This is a genomic window from Pseudomonas sp. MWU13-2105, assembly GCF_023242315.1.
Classification (GTDB): Bacteria; Pseudomonadota; Gammaproteobacteria; order Pseudomonadales; family Pseudomonadaceae; genus Aquipseudomonas.
Map to the genome: position 1 here is coordinate 20,057 of NZ_JALLIY010000024.1, position 22,131 is coordinate 42,187.

Genomic DNA, 22,131 nt, shown 5'->3' on the forward strand with positions numbered 1-22,131 from the left:
TTGTACACACTGACTCGCCAGACCCTGCGTTTTTTCACCCTGGCCCTGTTCACCGCGCTGCTGGCGCTGGCCGGCTGCCAGACCGCGCCGCCCAAAGGCCTGAGCGCGGCGCAGATCACCGTGCTCAAGCAACAGGGCTTCCAACTGACCGATGAGGGCTGGGCCTTCGGCCTGTCGGGCAAGGTGTTGTTCGGCAGTGACCTGGAGGTGTTGAACAAGGAAAGCCACGATATCGTCGAGCGCATCGCCAAGGCCCTGTTGGGCGTGGGGATCGAGCGGGTGCGGGTGGACGGGCATACCGATGCCTCGGGCAAGGAGTCCTATAACGAACAGCTCTCCGTGCGTCGGGCCAACAGCGTGGCTACGGTGCTGGAGCAGACGGGGATGAAACACGCGAATATCCAGTTGCGCGGCTTTGGCAGCCGCGTGCCGGTAGCCAGCAACAGCACGGTAGAGGGGCGTACCGAGAACCGTCGGGTGTCGATTGTGGTGATTGCCGACTGAGCGACGCCCGTCACCTCGGCACTGCCCGGGCGCGGTCTTTAGCGGCGTGGTGAGCCGCGTGACAGCGGTTGAAATAATTGGCTTCCGTCCTTTCTCGATGCACCTGCATGCGGGTATAAGGATGGGCCCTCTCAGGAGGGAGTCGACTGAGAGGATGTTTCAATGCTTCAAGTTCAATGGGCCAGCCACGCTGCGTCTGTTCCCGCCACACTGTGGGAAAGCTGTTTTAGCGGTGTCGAAGGTCGTTGGTGGTATGAAGCCCTGGAAGACGGTGGGCTTGAAGATCAGTTCGAATTTGCCTACGCGATTCTGGAGAAAGATGGGCAGCCGATTGGCGTGGCTCCCACGTTCATCATGAACGTGCCCATGGAGTTGGTCGTCCCGCCCATCATTGCGAAGATGCTCCGGGTGATCCCCGCACTGCGTTACCAGCGCACCCTGTTTGTCGGCTCACCTTGCTCCGACGAGGGCACCATCGGCTTGCTGCCGGGTTATCCGCTGGCGGATATCGTCGGCCCGTTGCAAGACGCGCTGAGCCGGCGGGCGAAAGCCAAGAACGCGGCGATGATGGTCTGGAAGGACTTTGGCGAGGAGCAGAAAGCGGCGTTTGAAGGGTTGTGCGAAAGCCACGGGCTGTTTCCCATGGTGAGTTTTCCGGGAACGGCGGTCGATCTGGCCCCGGGTGGTTTCGAGGGCTATCTGAAGACCCTCAAAAGCCGCCACCGGTATCTGCTGAAAAAGAAACTCAAGCACGGTCTGGCGCCGGGGCCCCTGGCAGTGCGGGTCGTGCAGCAACCGGATGCAGCAACGTTGCAAGAGTTGTACAGTCTCTTCCTGCAAACCTACGAGAAGGGCAAGACCAAATTCGAAAAGCTCACGTTCGAGTTCTTTCGCCAGATTGCCCTCAAGCCCGAGGCGCATTTCATCCTGTTGCGCGATGAAAAGACCGGCAAGATGGTGGCGTTCATGCTCTGCTTCCTGCTCGGTGACAAGGCGATCAACAAGTTCATCGGCATCGATTACCAGGCGGACAAGCAGTTGCACCTGTATTTCCAGCTATGGGAGCAGGCGGTGAAGTGGTCCTACAGTGTCGGCGCCATTCGTCTGGACAGTGGCCAGACCGGCTATCGGGTCAAGCGCGAACTCGGCCACCAGTTGGTTGCGCTGGACTGCTATTGCCGCCATCGCAATCCGTTGCTGCATCGGGTCTTCGGTGCGGTGGCCAAGGGCATTACCTGGCAAAGCCTGGACCCGGATCTGCGGACGATGGCCGAGGAGCAGTAGCCGCGGTTATTGGCGTATCCCGTTCAGGCGCGGCGCAACGGTGTGGTCCAGCGTTCCGAGAGGATCACCCCGCCAAGGGTCAGCGCCCCGCCCAGCAGGTGATACCGCGCCAACTCTTCGTGCAGGACCACGGCGGCGATCAGCGCGGTGATCAGCGGTAGCAGGTTGAAGAACAGCGTGGTCCGGCTCGGCCCCAGGGTGGCCACCGATTTCATCCACGCCAGTGGCGCCAGCATCGACGCCAGCAGGCAGGCATACAGCACCAGCCCGAGGTTGTGCAGGTTCGGTCCGGTCTTCGGCGACAGCCAGAACAGCGGGAACAACACCACCACCGCTACCAGCACCTGCAGGTACAGCAGCACCAGGGGCGGCAGGCGCAGTTGCCATTTTTTCAGCAGGGTGCTGTAGATCGCATAGGCCAGGGTGGCGATCAGCATCATCGCGTCGCCCAGGTTCACGCCATGGCTGAGCAGTGCTGCCAGGCTGCCGCTCGACACCACCACCAGCACCCCGGAAAACGACAGCAGCGCCCCGGCCAGCGCGCCGGCGGTCAGGCGCTGGCCGAGGGTGAGGATGGCCAGGGTCAACGACATCAAGGGCATCAACGACAGGATGATGCCCATGTTGGTGGCGGAGGTCAGGGTCGCGGCGAAGTACGCCAGGCTCTGGTAGACCGCCATGCCGAGTACCCCGAGCACGAAGATCCGGCCCAGGTTCGGGCGGATCTGGCTCCAGTGCGCCATGACCGGCCTGAGCATGAACGGGGTGAACAACAGGCCCGCCAGCAACCAGCGGTAGAAGCCGATCTCCGCCGGGAAGATCGCGCCGACCGCCAGCTTGTTGACCACGGTATTGCCGGCCCAGATCAGGATCGCCAGCAGAGGGAAAGCGTATTGCATGGGGTGTTACAACCAGAATCGTCAATGAGCAGGGATTATCCTCGTGTCTGGATAAAAGCCTATACTTCGATCCAGTCAATCTGCGTTGGAATCCGGACAGCATGGGCAAGCGCTACATCGATATCCCCGATTTTCCCTGTTTGCCGGCCCCGGTGTACTTCCGCTATGCCGAGTTCGGCCCCGACCGCCATGCGGCGGCCCATTGTCATCCCTGGGGTTCCCTCGACTATGTGTCCCATGGCGTCATCCATTACGAGGTTGCCGGCCGGCGGTTCATGTCGCCGTCGCGCTACGCGCTGTGGATACCGCCGAACACCGTGCACAGCTCCCACAATGCCCAGGCGATTGTCTACCGCTCGGTGTACCTGGCCGAGGAGCATTGTCGCGATCTGCCCGCCGAGGCGAGCACCCTGGCCATCAGCGATATTCTCAAGTCGATCCTCAATGACTTCGCCCGGCGCGATATGAAAATTCCCACCACGCCTGCGGATGTGCGCCTGGCGCAAGTGTTGGTGGACCAGTTGCACCAGGCCAAGGTGCAGCATGGTTACCTGCCGTACTCCGACGATCCGGCCTTGCTCAGGGTGTTGGAAGGATTGCAACAGGATCCGGCGGACAATCGCCCGTTGGCGCAGTGGGCCGCGCAGTTGCACGTCAGCGAGAGAACCCTGGCCCGGCTGTTTGTCCGCGAGCTGGGGGTCGGCTTCGGTGAGTGGCGCCAGCGCCTGCGCTTTATCGGCGCGCTGCAGGCCCTGGAAGGCAGTCGCAGCGTGCAGGAGATCGCCTTCGATCTGGGTTACAGCACCGCTTCGGCGTTCATTGCGATGTTCCAGCGCCAGGCCGGGTGTTCGCCGGAGCAGTACCGGCGCCAGGCGCGCACGGCCTAGCCTGGCGCTGCTGGATGTGTAACAGCGTTTGTCTACACTGAAGGCATGCCGTGCCCTTCGGTACGGTAACAAGGAGAAAACTCCATGAAGATGCTTCGTATCCCATTGTTGTTGATCGGCTTGTTACTTTGCTCGCAGAGCTTTGCGGCGACGGCTCAGCAAAGCAAGATGGCCACTTGCAACGCGGACGCCAAGACCCAGAACCTTGCGGGTGACGCACGCAAGGCCTTTATGAGTAATTGCCTGAAAGCCGCGCCGGCCGCTGCAGCGGCTACGCCTGCCGCCACTCCGGCGGTCACGCCGACGACCAAGCCCGCCACCGCGGCCGCGCCGGCCAAGGTGCTGACCCCGCAACAGCAGAAGATGAAGGACTGCAATGCCAACCGACCCCAGGGGCTCAAGGGTGATGCGTACAAGACCTACATCAGCAATTGCCTGAAGAAAAAGTAGTTTCGGCTTGGCTTGAGACGTGCTTTTTACTGACGGGCTTTGCGGCAAGCCCCGCCGCCGCGAAATTTCATGATTCTGCGTCGTCTGCCTGTCACAACCGCCCATTAAGATGCCAGGCCACCGTCCTTCTGGCACCTGCCGCTGGTCCTGCCAGGAGAACGCTGGCAGACTGCCTGTCTTTTCGCGCCGTTCTTTTTGAGGCTGTATGTCAGCGTTTTCCCAGCGTTACGTAGTCCTGGCCAGTTTGATCCTTGTTTTCGGTGGGTTGTTGCTGGCATTGCCGTTGCGGTTGTTGCCCAGTCTGTTGGCCGGGCTGTTGGTATTCGAGTTGGTCAACATGCTCACGCCCAAGCTTGAGCACCTGATTGCCGGGCGGCGTGCGCGCTGGCTGGCGGTGGCGTTGCTGGGCACCCTGATCGTCAGTGTGCTGAGCCTGATCTTTGCCGGGGCCATCAGTTTCCTGCTGCACGAAGCGGAAAACCCCGGCGCCTCCCTCGGCAAGTTCATGGTGGTGGTGGACAAGGCGCGTGGACAATTGCCGCCGTTTATCGACGCCTATCTGCCAGCCAGCGCGGCCGAGTTCCAGGTCGCTATCGGCGAATGGCTGAGCAAGCACCTGAGCGAGCTGCAACTGGTGGGCAAGGACGCCGCGCATATGTTCGTGACCCTGTTGATCGGCATGGTGCTGGGGGCGATCGTGGCCCTGCAGCATGCATCGGACGTTACCCAGCGCAAGCCCCTGGCGGCAGCGTTGTTCGACCGCCTGCGCCTGCTGGTGCAGGCGTTCCGCAATATCGTCTTCGCGCAGATCAAGATCTCGGCCCTGAACACTGCGTTCACCGCGATCTTCCTGGCGGTGATCCTGCCGCTGTTCGGGATCAAGCTGCCGTTGACCAAGACCCTGATCGTGCTGACCTTCCTGCTCGGGCTGTTGCCGGTGATCGGCAACCTGATGTCCAACACCCTGATCACCATCGTCGGCCTGTCGTTGTCGATCTGGGTCGCGGCGGCGGCGTTGGGCTACCTGATGTTTATCCACAAGCTGGAGTACTTCCTCAACGCGCGGATCGTCGGCGGGCAGATCAGTGCCAAGTCCTGGGAACTGCTGATGGCCATGCTGGTGTTCGAGGCGGCGTTCGGCCTGCCGGGGGTGGTGGCGGGACCGATCTATTATGCGTACATCAAGAGCGAGCTGAAGCTGGCTGAGCTGGTCTGACGCGACTGGCGTCACTCCAGCAGGAGCGGTTTGCCGGCGATGCGGCCGACAGGGTTGGCATCGCCTTTCCCCCAGCACAGAGACCTGTGCTGTTCAGAAAGTTTCAAGACGAAACATGTCCTACCGCGACCTGAGCAATAGGGCGCGTAAGTCAGGGCTGTATCCGACTGTCCCTGTTCAATTGGGCCTAATTCGTCCACCGCTCCTGTTACGTAACATTCCATTCTGAATTGAGCTATTCGCCCCGCATTCCTTATCCATGCAAGTGCGCAAGCGTGCGTGTCGGAAAAGTGTCTTTTGACTTTCGCTCAGTCTTTATTTCTCAGATGGAGTCGTTTCCCATGCTCACTCAATTGATCATCACCTCCGCGGCCGTTGCCTTGATGACAACGCCCTTGCTGGCAATGGCCGCTACGTCCACCGACCCGGTTTCCCAATTCGGTATCCTGGGCACCTATAACAACTTCAGCTTCAATGGCGCCGGCCAGAGCGAGAAAGACTCGCTGCCCGAGGCAGGCCTGTTCTATAACTTCGGCAACAAGATGACCGCCGAGGCCGGTTTTATCTATCAGGCGGGGATTGACATGAAGTCCGGCAAGGAGCATGGCGACAAGCTCAGGGATCTGCAGGGTGATCTGGATCTGGGCTGGCGCATGGCCCTGGGTGAGCGTGACTCCCTCGATCTGATCGGTGGCGGTGGCTACACACGCAGTCGCTATACGACCAGCCTCGGCCGCTACGAGATGGGTCTGGTTGGCCGTTCGCCCTTCCTCAAGGCGGCAATGGGTTATACCCACCGCTTTGATTCCGCCACCCTGCGCCTGGAGGCGGGGGTTCGGCGCACGAGCGAAAGTGATTTGAAACTCAAGGTCAACGGCGTGGATGTGACGAGCGCCGATTTGAAAGATCGGAGCAATCCTTATGCACAGGCCGACTTTCTATTCAATCAGCACGGTTCGTTGCCGGTGATCACCGGGGTTTACTACAGCCAGACCGGCTATCAGTTGAATATCAACGACAACCTGGCCCGGAAGGTCAGACTTCAGCGTGATGAGTTTGGGGCCAGGGTCGGTATCGTGTTCTGAGAACATACTGAAAACACCACAAAACCCTGTAGGGGCCAGCTTGCCGGCGATAGCGGCCGTTCAGGCGATGCAAGGCTCACTGGCCGCATCGCCAGCAAGCCGGCTCCTACGGGGGGCGCGTGTCAGTTCAGCTCCCTGGGGTTCAGCCGTAGCGCTTCTTCGCTTCGATCGCCAGGCCGCTGCCGATGCTGCCGAAGATATTGCCTTCCACATGCCGGGCGTTGGGCAACATCGCCGAGACGCTCTGGCGCAGTGCCGGAATGGCGCTGGAACCGCCGGTGAAGAACACCGTGTCGACCTGCGCGACCCCGACCCCGGCATCGCCGAGCAACTGGCTGACACTGTTGCGGATGCGCTCCAGCAGGTTGTCGATGGCCGACTCGAACAGGGCCCGGCTCAACTCCACGCTCAAGCCCGGTTCGATGCGATCCAGTGGCACATGGCGCTGTGCGGCATGGGTCAGCTCGATCTTGGTTTCCTCGATTTCCATCGCCAGCCAGTGTCCGGCGCGCTGTTCGATCAGCTTGAACAGGCGATCGATACCGCCGGTGTCCTCGATGTCGTAGCGCATGCTACCCAGGGCCAGGTGGGTTTTCTGCGAGTACACCGAGTTGATCGTGTGCCAGGTCGCCAGGTTCATGTGATGACTGGTGGGCATATAGGCGCCGCTCTTCATCCGGCTGCCGTAGCCGAACAGCGGCATCACGCCGGCCAGCGAAAGTTGCTTGTCGAAGTCGGTCCCGCCGATGTGCACGCCGCCGGTGGCGAGGATATCGTCGTGACGGTTGTCCAGGCCCCGACGCTCCGGTGACAGGCGCACCAGGGAGAAGTCCGAGGTACCGCCGCCGATGTCGACGATCAGCACCAGTTCCTCGCGGTCCAGGGTCGACTCGTAGTCGAAAGCCGCGGCGATCGGCTCGTACTGGAAGGACACCTCCTTGAAACCGAGCTTCTTCGCCACTTCGGCCAGGGTGTCCTCGGCTTCCTGGTCGGCGGCCGGGTCTTCGTCGACGAAGAATACCGGGCGGCCCAGCACCACTTGCTCGAACTCACGACCGGCGGTGGCTTCGGCGCGCAGCTTCAACTGGCCGATAAACAGCCCGAGCAGGTCCTTGAACGGCATCGCCGTGCCGAGCACGCTGGTGTCGTGCTTGATCAGCTTGGAGCCCAGCAGGCTCTTGAGCGAGCGCATCAGCCGGCCTTCGTAGCCTTCCAGGTACTCGTGCAGGGCCAACCGGCCATAGACCGGGCGGCGCTCCTCGAAGTTGAAAAAGACCACCGACGGCAGGGTGATCTTGTCGTCTTCCAGCGCGATCAGCGTTTCCATGCCGGGGCGGATCCAGCCGACGGTGGAGTTGGAGGTGCCGAAGTCGATACCGCAGGCACGGGCGCCAGAGGCGTTGTTCATGGTGTTCGGGTTCCGGTTGCAAAACGGCCGCGCAGTGTATGCCAGTCGCGCACGGATTCGAAGGCCGGTGATCCGTTAAATAGCGGTTCTTGTAACGGATTGGACTTGAAAGGCGGGCAATCGTCCCCAAACTTGCAGTCATTGGTTCGGTTTGTGTCTGTCGATGACAAGAAATCGCAGTGACCGCCGATAAACTTCTGCAGCGCCCCTGAGTCACAGCCTTGAGATCGGTCAATCTTTGCCGCGCGAATGCGCGCATGCTGTGTCTTGCCGAGCGGCGCGATATCGATAACGGATGGTGATCCTTAGATGGACTTCAAAGACTATTACAAGATCCTGGGTGTGGAGCCGACGGCGGACGACAAGACCATCAAGGCCGCGTACCGCAAGCTGGCGCGCAAGTACCACCCGGATGTCAGCAAGGAAAAGGACGCCGAGGCGAAATTCAAGGACGCCTCCGAGGCCTATGAAGCGCTGAAAAGCGCCGACAAGCGCGCCGAATACGACGATCTGCGTAAATACGGCCAGCACGGCCAGCCGTTCCAGGGCCCGCCGGGTTGGCAGGGACGTGGCGGCTTCGGTGGCGGCGGCGCGGACACGGGCGACTTTTCGGACTTCTTCAGTTCGATCTTCGGCTCGCGCGGCAATGGTTTTGGTGGTGGACAAGCGGGCCGCAGCGCCGGCCGGCGAGGGCAGGACGTGGAGCTGGAATTACCGATCTTCCTGGAAGAAAGCCTGTCCAACGAGTCGAAGAAGGTCAGTTTCCAGATCCCGCAGCACAACGCCGCTGGTCAGCATGTCAGTAACACCAGCAAGAGCCTGAACGTAAAGATTCCGGCCGGTGTCACCGACGGCGAACGTATCCGCCTCAAGGGCCAGGGGGCGCCGGGTGTCGGCGGCGGGGCGAATGGCGACCTGTATCTGACGATTCGTTTCGCACCTCACCCAAAATTTGATGTCGAAGGAGAGAACCTGATCATCACCTTGCCGCTGGCCCCCTGGGAGCTGGCGTTGGGGGCCGAGGTCGCGGTGCCGACCTTGACCGGCAAGATCAACCTCAAGGTCCCGGCGGGCAGCCAGAACGGCCAGCGCATGCGGGCCAAGGGCCATGGCTTGTTGAACAAGGCCGGGCAGCGCGGTTATCTGTTCGTGCAACTCAAGGCGGTCATGCCCCGGCAGAACGACGACGCCGTCAAGGCGTTGTGGCAGGAACTGGCGAAAAAGGCCGCCTTCGACCCGAGAGAGCAATGGAGTAGCTAATCATGAGCAGCCCCTTGAACGTTCAACTGGATATGCAGGCTTTTTGTGAGGTGACCCAATTGCCGGTTGCCTACGTGATCGAAATCGTCGAGCACGGCATTCTTGAACCTCAGGGGCGTTCGCCCGAGGCCTGGCGTTTTGGCGATGAGGCCCCGGGTATTGCCCGCCGCGCGGTGAAGCTGCATCGGGAGCTGGAGCTGGAGTGGGAAGGCGTCGCCCTGGCGCTGGACCTGCTGGCTGAAGTGCAGCGGCTGCGGGCGGAAAACCAGATGCTGCGCCAGCGCCTGGGGCGCTTTGTGCACGATTGAATGGGGTCTGTATCCAGTAGCCGGGTGGAATGGCCGCCTGAGGCGGATCGCTGGCAAGCCAGCTCCCACAGGGGGGCTGTGTCGGACAAGGAATTTGTGGCGGGCACAAATCCCTTGTGGGAGCCGGTTTGCTGGCGACGAACGATGACGCGGTGTACCTGATGGATCGCGTCGCTAGGCCCGTGACACCCTGGGCAGGACCACGGTAAAGCGTGTCCCGTCCTCGCTGCTGGAGCTGACCTCGATCGTGCCCTGATGGGCCGTCACCACTTCCTTGGCGATATACAGTCCCAACCCCAGGCTGGTGGCGGTACCCGGCTGGCCGATCTCTTCGCTGGCGCTACGCACCAGCGGATCGAAGATAGTCGCCAGGGCTTCTTTTGGGATCGGCGTACCGAAGTTGTGCATGGTCAGGCTGACAGTGTCGGCGCCACCCTCCAGGCTTAGCGTCAATGGCCGATGGCTGGCGCCGTGTTGCAAGGCATTGCCGATCAGGTTCTGCAGCAGTTGCTCGATGCGTCCCCGATCCCACACCCCGTGCACATCGCCTTCCACCTTCAGCAGCGGCAGGCAATCCGGCTGTCCGGCCCAGGCTTCATTGATCACGGCCTTCGCCGCACTGCTCAGGTCCATCGGTGCCGGGTCGATGGGCAGGCTGCTGCCCAGACGGCTGCGGACAAACTCCAGCAAGTCGCTGATCATGCTGCCCATATGTCGGGCGCCGCGCCTGATACTGGCGACATACAGCAGGCCGTCGGCGTCCAGGCGGGTCTTGCGCACCAGCATTTCGGTGGACATGCTCACGGCCTGCAAGGGCGCCCGCAGGTCATGGCCGAGAATGGCGAGGAAAATATCCCGTGAGCGGTTCACCTGTTCGGCGTAGGCGGCGGTAGATTCGGTCAGGGCTTCGTCGATGGCTTCGTTGAAGCGAATCATCTCCTGGAAATGCTCCAGCTCAGGCGAGACCAGGCTGCCGACCCAGCGACGAATCACGCAGGCACGCAGGTGCCGGAACTCCGAAGTCATCTGCATCAGGTCGAAACCGGCGGTGTGGCGCAGTTCGCCGTGGCTGGCGGCGGCAATGTCCAGGCCGGGGCTGCTGTCCGGGCTGTCGCCCTTGGACTTGGCGGTCTGTTCGCTGGCGCTCTGTTGGGTTTGCATGTCCCGGGCGGCGGCCAGCAGGATCGATTTGGCGTGGTCGCGCAGGTCACCCCGGCCCATGGCATCCGCTGCCGGAGTCAGGGTTTTCGCGAACTGTTCCCACTCATCGACGATGCTGTCGACCTGCTGCACGATAAAGGTGGATAAGTGCATGCTCGTTATCTCGAAGGGGTGGCTGCCAGTGTAATGGCTAGCTTAGCGCCTTTGCGTCCGTTTGGCGGGGCGGGTTACAGGCGCACCGGCTCGTCTATACCTGTCATTTCTGACAGTAGACGACCGTTCCTCCGAAGGCATAGTGTGAAGTCGCGAGCCCTTCCCGCCACCGCGCACTCTGTTAAAGGAGCTTGATCATGACTGTTATCAGCGTGACCGATCAAACATTTGATGATGAGTTTGCGAAAACCAAACTTCCAGTCATCCTGCAAATCGTCGGGCCGACGAAAAAGAGCGACGGTTCGCTTAACTCGAGCGGCAAGATGGTTGAAGTATTCGATAAGCTGGCCGAGAAATACGACGGCAGAATTACAGCCCTGCGCATGGAGCTGATCGCCGGCTCCTCTGTTGCCAGGCGATACAACGTCAATCCGGGGGATCCCTCGACACTGGTTTATATAAAAACGAAGCAGTTGCTTGGTTATTACAATGATGGGCGGCCGGACACCCTGGCCGATGAGTTGCTGGCATAAGGTGCTTTATCCCTCCGGGTTGTTCGTTGCTGCTGAGTTGTCCGGATCTCGTTCGTGATTTCAGAAGTTTGAAATAACTATCCGGAGATTGAATATCGTGACCCAAATCGAGCTACTGAGCTATGTCGCCACCCAGATCAGTCAAACGGCACTGAGCATTGCCGACGGCACCAGGGATATGGCCAGCGACAATGCCGTCGGTAAGCTGGAGTTCCTATGCGCCTTGCACCGGGTCTTGAATGGCAAGCCCCATCCGGGAGATCTCGGCATGATGGACGCGATCAATGACTGCCTGCAGCAGTTGGGGCTGGTCGAGTCCACGAAGACCCTGTTCTCTGCTATTCAATCCTGATCGGCACTGTTGCAGGAGCAGGGCTTGCCGGGACGCCAGACCGTCGCGAAGGCGGCCTTGAGGGCAAAAGCATCGTTGGCAAGCCGTGCTCCTGATACAGGGCTCAGAAGAGGAAATAGCGTTGTGCCATCGGCAGCACGTCCGCCGGTTCGCACCACAGCAGCACGCCATCGGCCTTGACCTGGTAGGTCTGCGGGTCGACATCGATGTGCGGCAGGTAGTCGTTGTGGATCAGGTCGGTTTTCTGTACATCGCGGCAGCCCTTGACCACGGCAATCTTTTTCTTCAAGCCCAGGCTCTGGGGAAGGCCCGCGGCCTGCGCGGCCTGGCTGATAAAGGTCAGGCTGGTGGCATGCAATGAGCCGCCGTAGCTGGCGAACATCGGCCGGTAGTGTACCGGCTGCGGTGTCGGGATCGAGGCGTTGGCATCGCCCATGAGGCTGGCGGCAATTGCCCCGCCCTTGAGGATCAGTGTCGGTTTCACCCCGAAGAACGCCGGGCGCCAGAGCACCAGGTCGGCCCATTTGCCGACTTCGATCGAGCCCACTTCATGGCTGATGCCATGGGTGATCGCCGGGTTGATGGTGTATTTGGCGATGTAGCGCTTGACCCGGAAGTTGCTGTTGCCCTCACCGTCGCCCGGCAGCGGGCCGCGTTGTTTCTTCATCTTGTCGGCGGTCTGCCAGGTCCGCGTGATGACTTCACCGACGCGGCCCATGGCCTGGCTGTCGGAGCTGATCATCGAGAACGCGCCGAGGTCGTGGAGAATGTCTTCGGCGGCGATGGTTTCCCGGCGGATACGGCTTTCGGCGAAGGCCACGTCCTCGGCGATGCTCGGATCGAGGTGATGGCAGACCATCAGCATGTCCAGGTGTTCGTCGATGGTGTTGCGGGTGAACGGCCGGGTCGGGTTGGTCGAGCTGGGCAGCACATTGGGGAAACCGCAGGCCTTGATGATGTCCGGGGCATGGCCGCCACCGGCGCCTTCGGTGTGATAGGTGTGGATGGTGCGGCCCTTGAATGCGGCGAGGGTGGTTTCGACAAAGCCGGATTCGTTGAGGGTATCGGTGTGGATCGCCACCTGTACGTCGTACTGGTCGGCCACGCTCAGGCAGTTGTCGATGGCCGCCGGCGTGGTGCCCCAGTCTTCGTGGAGCTTGAGGCCGATGGCACCGGCCTCGACCTGCTCGATCAGCGGCTGCGGCAGGCTGGCGTTGCCCTTGCCGGTGAAGCCGATGTTCATCGGGAAGGCGTCGGCGGCCTGGAGCATGCGCGCCAGGTGCCAGGGCCCGGAGGTGCAGGTGGTGGCGTTGGTGCCGGTAGCCGGGCCGGTGCCGCCACCGATCATGGTGGTGACCCCGCTCATCAGCGCTTCTTCGATCTGCTGCGGGCAGATGAAATGGATATGGGTGTCGATGCCGCCGGCGGTGAGGATCATGCCTTCACCGGCGATGACTTCGGTGCTGGCGCCGACGGCGATGGTTACATCGGGCTGGATGTCCGGGTTGCCGGCCTTGCCGATGGCTTTGATACGGCCGTCCTTGAGGCCGACGTCGGCCTTGACGATGCCCCAGTGGTCGATGATCAGGGCGTTGGTGATCAGGGTGTCGACGACTTCGGCGGCGAGCAGTTGACCCTGGCCCATGCCGTCGCGGATCACCTTGCCGCCGCCGAACTTCACTTCTTCGCCGTAGGTGGTGAAGTCCTTTTCCACTTCGATCCACAGTTCGGTGTCGGCCAGCCGCACCTTGTCGCCGACGGTGGGGCCGAACATGTCGGCGTAGGCTTGTCTGGAAATCTTCATTGGGTTTCCCTGAACACAAAATGGAGGCATGTGCGATTTTTTGTGGCGAGGGGGCTTGCCCCCGTTGGGGCGCGCAGCGCCCCTAAAAGCCGACACTTCGGTCTATCAGATAGAGCGCGTTCTATGATTCGACGACTGCTGCGCAGCCGAACGGGGGCAAGCCCCCTCGCCACTATCAGCAGCGTCAATCCAGGTCGCCCATCACTCGTCCGGCAAAGCCGAACACCCGCCGCAACCCGGCCAGCTCCACCAATTCAACGTCGCGGCTCTGCCCCGGTTCGAAACGCACGGCGGTACCGGCCGGGATATTCAGGCGCATGCCGCGGCTGGCGGCGCGATCGAAGCTCAAGGCGTCGTTGCTCTCGAAAAAATGATAGTGCGAGCCGACCTGGATCGGTCGGTCACCGCTGTTCGCCACAGTCAGGCTGAGGGTCCGGCGCCCGACATTGAGTTCGATGTCGCCGGGCTGGATCTGATATTCGCCAGGAATCATTCGGGTTGTCCCAGGGTCTTGAAGTAAATGGCAGTGGCCTTGTAGCGACCATCCGGTGTCGCGCAGTAGTTCGGCAGTTCGCCGACCCGGGTGTAGCCCAGGGCGCTGTAGAAGGCTTCGGCTTCGGAACCGGCCTCGGTGTCGAGGTACAGCAGGCCGCGCTTGTGCTGTTTCGCTGTCAGTTCCAGGGCCTGGATCAGTTGCTGGCCGAGACCGCGGTGGCGGGCCTCGCTGTACACCAGCAGTTTTTGCACTTCGGCGCGGTTCAGGCCGTTGGCCTTCTGGCACAGGCTCAGTTGCACGCTGGCCAGCACCTGTTCGTCACGCACCACCACCCAGAGCAGCAGGCTGCCGTCCTGTAGCGCGGCTTGCACCGTGTCGAAGTAGTCGCGGGCCTGGCCGGCATCGAGATCGGCCATGAAACCCACGCTGGCGCCGTGCCGAACGGCATCGAGCAGCAAATCGATCAAACCCTGGCGGTAGTGCGCAAAGCTTTCGTTATTCACACGACGCAGTTGGGCGGCGTTCATGGCGGGTTACTCCTGGTTGACGGCAGGCGGCAGGGCGCCCGGATTCAGGGTCAGTTGCATGAAGGTCAGGTCCAGCCAACGGCCGAACTTGACCCCCACCTGGGGCATCTGTCCGGTAATGGCGAAGCCCTGGCGTTGATGCAGGCGAATGGAAGCGCTGTTACCACTTTCGATGGCGGCGACCATCACATGTTTGCCGCAGCCACGGGCGCGCTCGATCAGCACCGCCATCAACTGCGGGCCGAGGCCATTGCCACGCTGGTCGCTGCGTACGTAGACCGAGTGCTCGACGGTGTGCCGGAAGCCCTCGAAGGGCCGCCAGTCACCGAAGGAGGCATAGCCAAGCACCGTGTCAGCGCTGTCGACGATCACCAGGATCGGATAACCCTGGCCTTGGCGGGCGCTGAACCAGGCCTGGCGATTGCCCAGGTCCACGGGTTGTTCGTTCCAGATGGCGGTGGTGTCAAGCACCGCATCGTTGTAGATGTCGCGGATCGCCGGCAGGTCGGCGTGGGCGGCATCACGGATGACATAGGACATGCTCGGCCTCAGGCGATGGGTTGGTGGACGGTGACCAGCTTGGTGCCGTCGGGGAAGGTGGCTTCGACCTGGATCTCCGGGATCATTTCCGCGATGCCTTCCATCACTTGTTCACGGTTGAGCAGCGTGGTGCCGTAGTGCATCAGCTCGGCCACGGTCTGGCCGTCGCGGGCGCCTTCCAGCAGGGCCGCCGAGATGTAGGCCATGGCTTCCGGATAGTTCAGTTTCACCCCACGGGCCAGGCGCCGTTCGGCCACCAGACCAGCGGTAAAAATCAGCAGTTTGTCTTTTTCGCGGGGGGTCAGGTCCATGGTTAAGAGTCCGTTGGCAGGCAGTAAAAGAAGGTCGGCATAGTCATGTGTTCCAGATCCGTGGTGGCACGGCCTCGCGACCCAGCAGGGCCGGGCGCAACAGCCGCCACAGTTCGATCAGCCAGGCACGGGCGTGCAGGGCCTCGCCGGCCAGGCAGCGAGCGACCAGCAGGCCGGGTAGTTGGGTCAGGTCGCCGCGTACCCGAGTCGCTACTGAACGGCAGCGTTCGAGCAACTCGCTGTCAATCTCGCCGGTCACCAGCAAGGTGGCGAAGACCGGCTGGCCGTCGAGGCCGATGGGCGAGTCGAGCAGGCCGTCGCTGCCCTGGATACGCTGCCGTTCGTGCCAGAGCAAGCGGCCGTCGCGGTGGATGTCCAGCTGCGACTGGAAATGCCCGAGGTCGAAACGCTCGCCGCTGGCGGGGCGTCCGAGGGCGACCATGTCCCAGTAGAACAGCCGGGCATCGCCTTCAAGGTCGATGCGGGTGCGCAGTTCGGCCTGGGCGGCGCTGAACACGATGGTTTCCTGCGGCAGCCACTCCAGGGTCGCCCCGGCGGCGACCTGCAGGTCCAGGGTCTGGTAGGCCGGCCCGGTGGCGCGATACCACTTGGCCGCGCCGGGGCTGGTCAGTTGCGCCCAGGCATCGGCTTCGACGCGGGTACTGATCGCCAGCCGGTCGCCGCCGGCAATTCCGCCCGGCGGGTGGACGATGATGTGCTGGCAGACTTGCGGGCCTTCGGCGTACAGGTGTTTTTGCACCCGCAACGGGCCCAGGTGGCGCCGGGTGACCGGGCGCGTGCAATCACCGAAGCGTGCATAGCCGAGTTCCAGTTCGGCATGCCAGCTGGGGGTGAACAGGGCGTGAGTGGCAGGTAAATTCATGGTTTCTAATTATCGTCGGGACGTTACAGGTTAGATCGTAACCAAGCCGCGCACACCTTCGGCTTCCATATTTTCTCCACGGCCTTGCTGGACAATCTCGCCCCGGGACATCACCAGGTACTGATCGGCCAGCTCGGCGGCGAAATCATAGAACTGTTCCACCAGCAGGATCGCCATGTCGCCGCGGGCGGCGAGCTGCTTGATCACCGCGCCGATCTCCTTGATCACCGACGGCTGGATGCCTTCGGTGGGTTCGTCGAGGATCAGCAGGCGCGGGCGGCTGGCCAGGGCCCTTCCGATAGCAAGCTGTTGCTGCTGGCCGCCGGAAAGGTCGCCGCCACGGCGTTGCTTCATTTGCAGCAGGACCGGGAACAGTTCGTAGATAAAGGCCGGGACTTCCTTGGCTTCAGAACCTGGAAAACGTGACAGGCCCATCAGCAGGTTTTCTTCCACGCTCAGGCGGCCGAAGATTTCCCGGCCCTGGGGCACGTAGGCGATGCCGGCGTGGACCCGCTGGTGCGGCTTGAGCCGGGTGATGGCCTGGCCTTCCCACTGCACGGCGCCTTCCTTGGCCGGCAGCAGGCCCATCAGGCACTTGAGCAGGGTGGTCTTGCCCACGCCGTTGCGGCCCAGCAAGCAGGTGACTTCGCCGACTTTCACGTCAAAGGACAGGCCCCGCAGGATGTGGCTGCCGCCGTAGTACTGGTGCAGTTTGTCGACTTGCAGCATGGTCAGGCTCTCATCAACTGTCGCAAATTCTGATTGGGGTGGACGCATGGGCTGTCTCACGGCTTAACCTGTGGGAGCAGTTCTTGTGTGGGAGCGGAGCTTGTCGGATCGCCGCACCGCCGCGAAGGGGCCCTTGAGGCCGCTAAAAGCTTCGCGGGCAAGCTCCGCTCCCACAAGCACCATTCCCAACACAAGCACCGTTCCTACAGGGGGAATCGGTACAGCTATCGCCCGAGGTAGACCTCGATCACCCGCTCGTTTTCCTGCACCTGCTCCAGCGACCCCTCGGCCAGCACGCTCCCCTGGTGCAGCACGGTGACATGGTCGGCTATCGCCCCGACAAAGCCCATGTCGTGCTCCACCACCATCAGCGAATGCTTGCCGGCCAGGCTCTTGAACAGCTCGGCGGTGAACTCGGTCTCGGCATCGGTCATGCCCGCCACCGGCTCGTCGAGCAGCAACAGTTGCGGGGCCTGCACCAGCAACATGCCGATCTCCAGGAACTGCTTCTGGCCGTGGGACAGCAAGCCGGCGGGGCGATTGACCGAGCCGCTCAGGCGGATGGTTTCCAGGACCCGGGCAATCCCGTCTTTCTGCTCGCCGCTCAAACGCGCCCGCAGGCTGGCCCACACCGACTTGTCGGTCTTCTGCGCCAGTTCCAGGTTCTCGAACACCGTCAGCGCTTCGAACACCGTCGGTTTCTGGAACTTGCGGCCGATCCCGGCCTGGGCGATCTGTACTTCGCTCATCGTCGACAGGTCGAGGGTCTCGCCGAACCAGGCCTTGCCGTGGCTGGGCCGGGTCTTGCCGGTGATCACGTCCATCAGGGTGGTCTTGCCCGCGCCATTGGGGCCGATGATGCAGCGCAGCTCGCCGACGCCGATGTACAGGTTCAGGTTGTTCAGGGCCTTGAAGCCGTCGAAGCTGACGCTGATGTCCTCCAGGGTCAGGATGGTGCCATGGCGGGTATCCAGGCCGTCGCCCCTGGCCTGGCCGAGCCCGATGGCGTCGCGGCTGCTGCCGGCGTCTTTGTTTGGCTCAAGGATCGGTTCGAGCATGAATTCGGCGGTCGCGGTGACTCTCATTGTTCGCCCCTTTTCTTCAGCAACCCGATCACGCCCTTGGGCAGGTACAGGGTCACGCCGATAAACAGTGCGCCGAGGAAGAACAGCCAGTACTCAGGGAAGGCCACGGTGAACCAGCTCTTCATGCCGTTGACCATGCCTGCGCCGAGCAACGGGCCGATCAGGCTGCCGCGCCCGCCGAGGGCCACCCATACGGCGGCCTCGATGGAGTTGGTCGGCGACATTTCGCTGGGGTTTATGATCCCCACCTGCGGCACATACAGCGCCCCGGCCAGACCGCACAACACCGCGCTCAAGACCCAGACGAAGAGTTTGAAACCACGGGGATCGTAGCCGCAGAACATCAGGCGGTTCTCCGCGTCACGCAGCGCCGTCAGCACCCGGCCGAACTTGCTCCGGGCCAGGCGCCAGCCGCTGTAGAGGCTGGCAACCAGCAACACCACGGTGGCGAAGAACAGTGCCGCGCGGGTGCCCGGTTCGGTGATGCCGAAGCCGAGAATGCTGCGGAAGTTGGTAAAGCCGTTATTGCCGCCGAAGCCGGTTTCGTTGCGGAAGAACAGCAGCATCCCGGCGAAGGTCAGGGCCTGGGTCATGATCGAGAAGTACACGCCCTTGATCCGCGAACGGAAGGCGAAGAAACCGAACACCAGCGCCAGCAACCCCGGCGCCAGCACCACCAGGCACAAGGCCCAGAGGAAGTGGCTGGTGCCGGTCCAGTACCAGGGCAGCTCGGTCCAGGACAGGAAGGTCATGAACGCCGGCAGTTCGTCGCCGGACGCCTGGCGCATCAGGTACATGCCCATGGCATAGCCGCCGAGGGCGAAGAACAGGCCGTGGCCCAGGGACAGCAGGCCGGCGTAACCCCAAACCAGGTCCAGGGCCAGGGCGACGATGGCGTAGCAGAGAATCTTGCCCACCAGGGTCAGGCTGTAGGCCGAGACGTGGAACAGGTTCTCCGGCGGCAGCAGCGACAGCAGCGGCAAGACCAGCAGCAGCGCCAGCACGATCGCGCCGATGGCGATCGTCAGGCCGGGCCCGGCCTTTTGTGTCGCGGTGAGCATCAGGGGCTGGTTCATCAGTCGATCACCCGTCCTTTCAGTGCGAAGAGTCCTTGCGGGCGTTTCTGGATAAACAGAATGATCAGCGCGAGGATCAGGATCTTGCCCAGTACCGCGCCGATCTGCGGTTCGAGGAGCTTGTTGGCGATGCCCAGGCCGAAGGCGGCCATGACGCTGCCGGCCAACTGGCCGACCCCGCCGAGCACCACCACCAGGAAGGAGTCGATGATGTAGCTCTGGCCCAGGTCCGGCCCGACGTTGCCGATCTGGCTCAGCGCTACGCCGCCGAGGCCGGCGATGCCGGAGCCGAGGCCGAAGGCGAGCATGTCCACCCGTCCGGTGGGCACGCCGCAGCAGGCGGCCATATTGCGGTTCTGGGTGACAGCACGGACGTTCAGGCCCAGGCGGGTCTTGTTCAGCAGCAGCCAGGTGAGGACCACCACGAACAGCGCGAAGGCGATGATCACCAGGCGGTTGTAGGGCAAGACCAGGTTGGGCAGCACCTGGATACCGCCGGAAAGCCAGGCCGGGTTGGCCACTTCGACGTTCTGCGCGCCGAACAGCAAACGGACCAGCTGGATCAGCATCAGGCTGATGCCCCAGGTGGCGAGCAGGGTTTCCAGTGGGCGTCCATAGAGATGGCGGATGATCGTGCGTTCCAGGGCCATGCCGATCCCGGCGGTGACGAAGAACGCCACTGGCAGTGCCACCAGCGGGTAGAACTCGATGGCCTGGGGCAGGAAGCGCTGGAACAGCAACTGCACGACATAGGTGGCGTAGGCGCCGAGCATGAGCATTTCGCCGTGGGCCATATTGATCACCCCGAGCAGGCCGAAGGTGATCGCCAGGCCCAGGGCCGCCAGCAACAGGATCGAACCCAGGGACAGGCCGCTGAAGGCCTGGCCGAGCCATTCGCCGATCATCAGCTTGCGTTTGACTTGCGCCAGGCTGGTTTCGGTGGCGGTACGCACGCCGGCGTCGGTTTCGACCCCGGGTTGCAGCAAGCCTTCGAGGCGGGTGCGGGCCAGCGGCTCGCCGCTGTCACCGAGCAGGCGCACGGCGGCCAGGCGCACCGCCGGATCGCTGTCGACCAGTTGCAGATTGGCCAGGGCCAGGCTCAGGGCGGCGCGGACGGCGGCGTTGGTTTCGCCGGCCAGTTGCTGGTCGAGGAATTTCAGTTGCGCCGGCTTGGCGCTTTTTTGCAGTTGCTGCGCGGCGGCCAGGCGGACCTTGGCATCGGCGGCGAGCAGTTGCTGGGCCGCGACGGCGGTGTCGATCAGGCCGCGCAGACGGTTGTTCAGGCGCAAGGTCTTGGTTTCACCGTTGAGCGTCAACTGGCCGCTTTGCAGGGCGTTGACCAGCTCGATGCGTGTCGGTTCCGGGTGCGCGGCCCAGGTTTCCAGCAGGGTGGCCTGTTGGCTGGAGTCGGCGGCGACGAAGTCTTCGGCGTCGCCGGCGTGGGCGGCCATCGGCAACAGCAGCGCGAGGGCGAGGAGAAACCGGTATAGGGCAGTGGGCATATCAATGGCCTGGCACATGGAAAAGACGAACTTCAAGCGATCGTGCTTGTGTGGGCGCAGAGGTTATGTGGGGGTGGTGCTTGTGTGGGAGCGGAGCTTGCCCGCGAAGCTTTTAGCGGCCTCAAGGCCCCCTTCGCGGCGGTGCGGCGATCCGACAAGTACCGCTCCCACATAACCTCTGCTCCCACACAACCTCAGAGCCCGCCCAAGCACCGCTGTTTCCCTATCGGGCTTCAGGCTTGGGGCCAGTCCCTCACTCAGTTGCTCTTCACCGCATAATCAGGTTTCTTGTCGTTACCCGGGATAAACGGGCTCCACGGCTGGGCACGGATCGGTCCCTTGGTCTGCCAGACCACGTTGAACTGACCGTCGGCCTGGATCTCGCCGATCATCACCGGCTTGTGCAGGTGATGGTTGGTCGGGTCCATGGTCAGGGTGTAGCCCGACGGCGCGGCGAAGGTCTGGCCGGCGAGGGCTTCACGCACCTTGTCGACATCGGTGGACTTGGCTTTCTCCGCCGCCTGGGCCCACATGTGGATGCCGACATAGGTGGCTTCCATCGGGTCGTTGGTCACCGCCTTGTCGGCACCCGGGAGGTTTTTCTTCTTGGCATAGGCTTTCCAGTCGGCGACGAATTTCTTGTTCACCGGGTTATCCACCGACTCGAAGTAGTTCCACGCCGCCAGGTTACCCACCAACGGCTTGGTGTCGATGCCACGCAGTTCTTCCTCGCCCACGGAGAAGGCCACCACCGGAACGTCGGTGGCTTTCAGGCCCTGGTTGGCCAGTTCCTTGTAGAACGGCACGTTGGAGTCGCCGTTGACGGTGGAGATGACCGCAGTCTTGCCGCCGGCGGAGAACTTCTTGATGTTGGCGACGATGGTCTGGTAATCGGCGTGGCCGAACGGGGTGTAGACCTCTTCGATATCCTTGTCCGCTACCCCCTTGGAGTGCAGGAACGAACGCAGGATCTTGTTGGTGGTACGCGGGTAGACGTAGTCGGTGCCGAGCAGGAAGAAGCGCTTGGCCGCGCCGCCGTCTTCGCTCATCAGGTATTCCACCGCCGGGATCGCCTGCTGGTTCGGCGCCGCACCGGTGTAGAACACGTTCGGCGACATTTCCTCGCCTTCATACTGCACCGGGTAGAACAGCAGGCCGTTGAGTTCCTCGAACACCGGCAGTACCGATTTGCGCGACACCGAAGTCCAGCAGCCGAACACCACCGCGACCTTGTCCTGGGTCAGCAACTGGCGGCTTTTTTCGGCGAACAGCGGCCAGTTGGAGGCCGGGTCGACCACCACCGGTTCGAGCATCTTGCCGTTGACCCCGCCCTTGGCGTTGATCTCATCAATGGTCATCAGCGCCATGTCTTTGAGCGAGGTTTCGGAGATTGCCATGGTGCCGGACAGCGAGTGCAGGATGCCGACCTTGATGGTCTCGGCAGCCTGGACGGCCCAGGTCATGCCCATGGCGGCAATGGATGCCGTCAATGTGAAAGCCTTGATCAGACTACGACGCTTCATTGGTGCGATCTCCAGATGTTCAAAGTTTTTTGGTTGGCAGATGCAGACACTGAAGGGGCTTTTGCAAAGGGTGTGCCTAGTCGGGGAAAGGCAAGAAACAGTCGTGTTTGAAAGGCGCTGGTCTGAACAGTCGCACCAAGCGGGGGCGACATGGG

General features: G+C 62.4%; 24 protein-coding genes. 10 read left to right on the forward strand and 14 right to left on the reverse strand.

Annotation, left to right across the window (positions count from 1 at the left end):
* Window positions 1-504, forward strand: a complete 504-nt coding sequence (locus M5B96_RS28460; RefSeq protein ID WP_248800255.1) for an OmpA family protein — start codon at window positions 1-3, stop codon at window positions 502-504.
* 162 nt (window positions 505-666) lie between these two features.
* On the forward strand, window positions 667-1,788 hold the full coding sequence (locus tag M5B96_RS28465) for a GNAT family N-acetyltransferase (RefSeq protein WP_248800256.1): 1,122 nt from the start codon (window positions 667-669) through the stop codon (window positions 1,786-1,788).
* 23 nt (window positions 1,789-1,811) lie between these two features.
* On the opposite strand, the gene M5B96_RS28470 is transcribed toward M5B96_RS28465, so the two are convergent.
* Complete coding sequence (locus M5B96_RS28470) at window positions 1,812-2,687, reverse strand: DMT family transporter (RefSeq protein ID WP_248800257.1); 876 nt, start codon at window positions 2,685-2,687, stop codon at window positions 1,812-1,814.
* 101 nt (window positions 2,688-2,788) lie between these two features.
* On the opposite strand from M5B96_RS28470, the gene M5B96_RS28475 reads away from it, so the two are divergent.
* The 4 genes from M5B96_RS28475 (at window position 2,789) to M5B96_RS28490 (ending at window position 6,325) form a co-directional block, all read left to right on the forward strand.
* The gene (locus M5B96_RS28475; protein WP_248800258.1) at window positions 2,789-3,574 is read left to right on the forward strand and encodes an AraC family transcriptional regulator; all 786 of its coding nucleotides are present in this window, start codon (window positions 2,789-2,791) and stop codon (window positions 3,572-3,574) included.
* Between the two features lie 84 nt (window positions 3,575-3,658).
* The gene (locus M5B96_RS28480; protein WP_248800259.1) at window positions 3,659-4,024 is read left to right on the forward strand and encodes a PsiF family protein; all 366 of its coding nucleotides are present in this window, start codon (window positions 3,659-3,661) and stop codon (window positions 4,022-4,024) included.
* A gap of 205 nt (window positions 4,025-4,229) precedes the next feature.
* Entirely contained in the window at window positions 4,230-5,240 is a 1,011-nt protein-coding gene (locus M5B96_RS28485) for an AI-2E family transporter (RefSeq protein WP_248800260.1), read from the forward strand.
* A gap of 341 nt (window positions 5,241-5,581) precedes the next feature.
* The gene (locus M5B96_RS28490) at window positions 5,582-6,325 is read left to right on the forward strand and encodes an outer membrane beta-barrel protein (RefSeq protein ID WP_248800261.1); all 744 of its coding nucleotides are present in this window, start codon (window positions 5,582-5,584) and stop codon (window positions 6,323-6,325) included.
* Window positions 6,326-6,467: 142 nt separating this feature from the next.
* Here the strand turns inward: M5B96_RS28490 and M5B96_RS28495 are convergent, their stop codons facing one another.
* The gene (locus M5B96_RS28495) at window positions 6,468-7,733 is read right to left on the reverse strand and encodes an Hsp70 family protein (protein WP_248800262.1); all 1,266 of its coding nucleotides are present in this window, start codon (window positions 7,731-7,733) and stop codon (window positions 6,468-6,470) included.
* Between the two features lie 309 nt (window positions 7,734-8,042).
* Here M5B96_RS28495 and M5B96_RS28500 point away from each other — a divergent pair, with 309 nt between their 5' ends.
* The gene (locus M5B96_RS28500) at window positions 8,043-8,993 is read left to right on the forward strand and encodes a DnaJ C-terminal domain-containing protein (protein WP_248800263.1); all 951 of its coding nucleotides are present in this window, start codon (window positions 8,043-8,045) and stop codon (window positions 8,991-8,993) included.
* A gap of 2 nt (window positions 8,994-8,995) precedes the next feature.
* Complete coding sequence (locus M5B96_RS28505) at window positions 8,996-9,301, forward strand: chaperone modulator CbpM (protein WP_248800264.1); 306 nt, start codon at window positions 8,996-8,998, stop codon at window positions 9,299-9,301.
* Between the two features lie 174 nt (window positions 9,302-9,475).
* On the opposite strand, the gene M5B96_RS28510 is transcribed toward M5B96_RS28505, so the two are convergent.
* On the reverse strand, window positions 9,476-10,615 hold the full coding sequence (locus tag M5B96_RS28510) for a sensor histidine kinase (RefSeq protein WP_248800265.1): 1,140 nt from the start codon (window positions 10,613-10,615) through the stop codon (window positions 9,476-9,478).
* A gap of 197 nt (window positions 10,616-10,812) precedes the next feature.
* Here M5B96_RS28510 and M5B96_RS28515 point away from each other — a divergent pair, with 197 nt between their 5' ends.
* Both M5B96_RS28515 and M5B96_RS28520 read left to right on the forward strand, forming a co-directional pair.
* Complete coding sequence (locus M5B96_RS28515; RefSeq protein WP_248800266.1) at window positions 10,813-11,148, forward strand: thioredoxin; 336 nt, start codon at window positions 10,813-10,815, stop codon at window positions 11,146-11,148.
* 97 nt (window positions 11,149-11,245) lie between these two features.
* Window positions 11,246-11,500 carry a hypothetical protein gene (locus M5B96_RS28520; RefSeq protein ID WP_248800267.1) on the forward strand — a complete coding sequence of 85 codons (255 nt, stop codon included), beginning with the start codon at window positions 11,246-11,248 and terminating at the stop codon, window positions 11,498-11,500.
* A 103-nt stretch (window positions 11,501-11,603) separates the two neighbouring features.
* Here M5B96_RS28520 and ureC read toward each other — a convergent pair whose 3' ends face one another.
* The 11 genes from ureC to urtA all read right to left on the reverse strand — a co-directional run bounded on the left by ureC (window position 11,604) and on the right by urtA (window position 21,976).
* A complete protein-coding gene (gene ureC, locus M5B96_RS28525) occupies window positions 11,604-13,304 on the reverse strand; it encodes an urease subunit alpha (protein WP_248800268.1) in 1,701 nt (566 codons plus the stop codon).
* Window positions 13,305-13,488: 184 nt separating this feature from the next.
* Entirely contained in the window at window positions 13,489-13,797 is a 309-nt protein-coding gene (locus M5B96_RS28530) for an urease subunit beta (RefSeq protein WP_248800269.1), read from the reverse strand.
* On the reverse strand, window positions 13,794-14,327 hold the full coding sequence (locus M5B96_RS28535) for a GNAT family N-acetyltransferase (protein ID WP_248800270.1): 534 nt from the start codon (window positions 14,325-14,327) through the stop codon (window positions 13,794-13,796). The genes M5B96_RS28530 and M5B96_RS28535 overlap by 4 nt, the downstream gene beginning before the upstream one ends.
* 6 nt (window positions 14,328-14,333) lie before the next feature.
* Entirely contained in the window at window positions 14,334-14,867 is a 534-nt protein-coding gene (locus tag M5B96_RS28540; protein WP_248800271.1) for a GNAT family N-acetyltransferase, read from the reverse strand.
* Window positions 14,868-14,875: 8 nt separating this feature from the next.
* Entirely contained in the window at window positions 14,876-15,178 is a 303-nt protein-coding gene (ureA, locus tag M5B96_RS28545) for an urease subunit gamma (RefSeq protein WP_248800272.1), read from the reverse strand.
* A gap of 43 nt (window positions 15,179-15,221) precedes the next feature.
* On the reverse strand, window positions 15,222-16,061 hold the full coding sequence (locus tag M5B96_RS28550) for an urease accessory protein UreD (RefSeq protein ID WP_248800273.1): 840 nt from the start codon (window positions 16,059-16,061) through the stop codon (window positions 15,222-15,224).
* A 30-nt stretch (window positions 16,062-16,091) separates the two neighbouring features.
* Window positions 16,092-16,790: an urea ABC transporter ATP-binding subunit UrtE gene (gene urtE, locus M5B96_RS28555; protein ID WP_248800274.1), complete on the reverse strand. Its 699-nt coding sequence runs from the start codon at window positions 16,788-16,790 to the stop codon at window positions 16,092-16,094.
* Between the two features lie 224 nt (window positions 16,791-17,014).
* Entirely contained in the window at window positions 17,015-17,875 is an 861-nt protein-coding gene (gene urtD, locus M5B96_RS28560; protein WP_248800275.1) for an urea ABC transporter ATP-binding protein UrtD, read from the reverse strand.
* Window positions 17,872-18,951, reverse strand: a complete 1,080-nt coding sequence (gene urtC / locus M5B96_RS28565) for an urea ABC transporter permease subunit UrtC (RefSeq protein ID WP_248800276.1) — start codon at window positions 18,949-18,951, stop codon at window positions 17,872-17,874. The genes urtD and urtC overlap by 4 nt, the downstream gene beginning before the upstream one ends.
* On the reverse strand, window positions 18,951-20,453 hold the full coding sequence (gene urtB, locus M5B96_RS28570) for an urea ABC transporter permease subunit UrtB (RefSeq protein ID WP_248800277.1): 1,503 nt from the start codon (window positions 20,451-20,453) through the stop codon (window positions 18,951-18,953). The genes urtC and urtB overlap by 1 nt, the downstream gene beginning before the upstream one ends.
* Window positions 20,454-20,710: 257 nt before the next feature.
* Window positions 20,711-21,976 (reverse strand): urea ABC transporter substrate-binding protein, encoded by a 1,266-nt coding sequence (urtA, locus tag M5B96_RS28575; RefSeq protein WP_248800278.1) that lies wholly within the window; start codon window positions 21,974-21,976, stop codon window positions 20,711-20,713.
* Window positions 21,977-22,131: the final 155 nt, after the last annotated feature.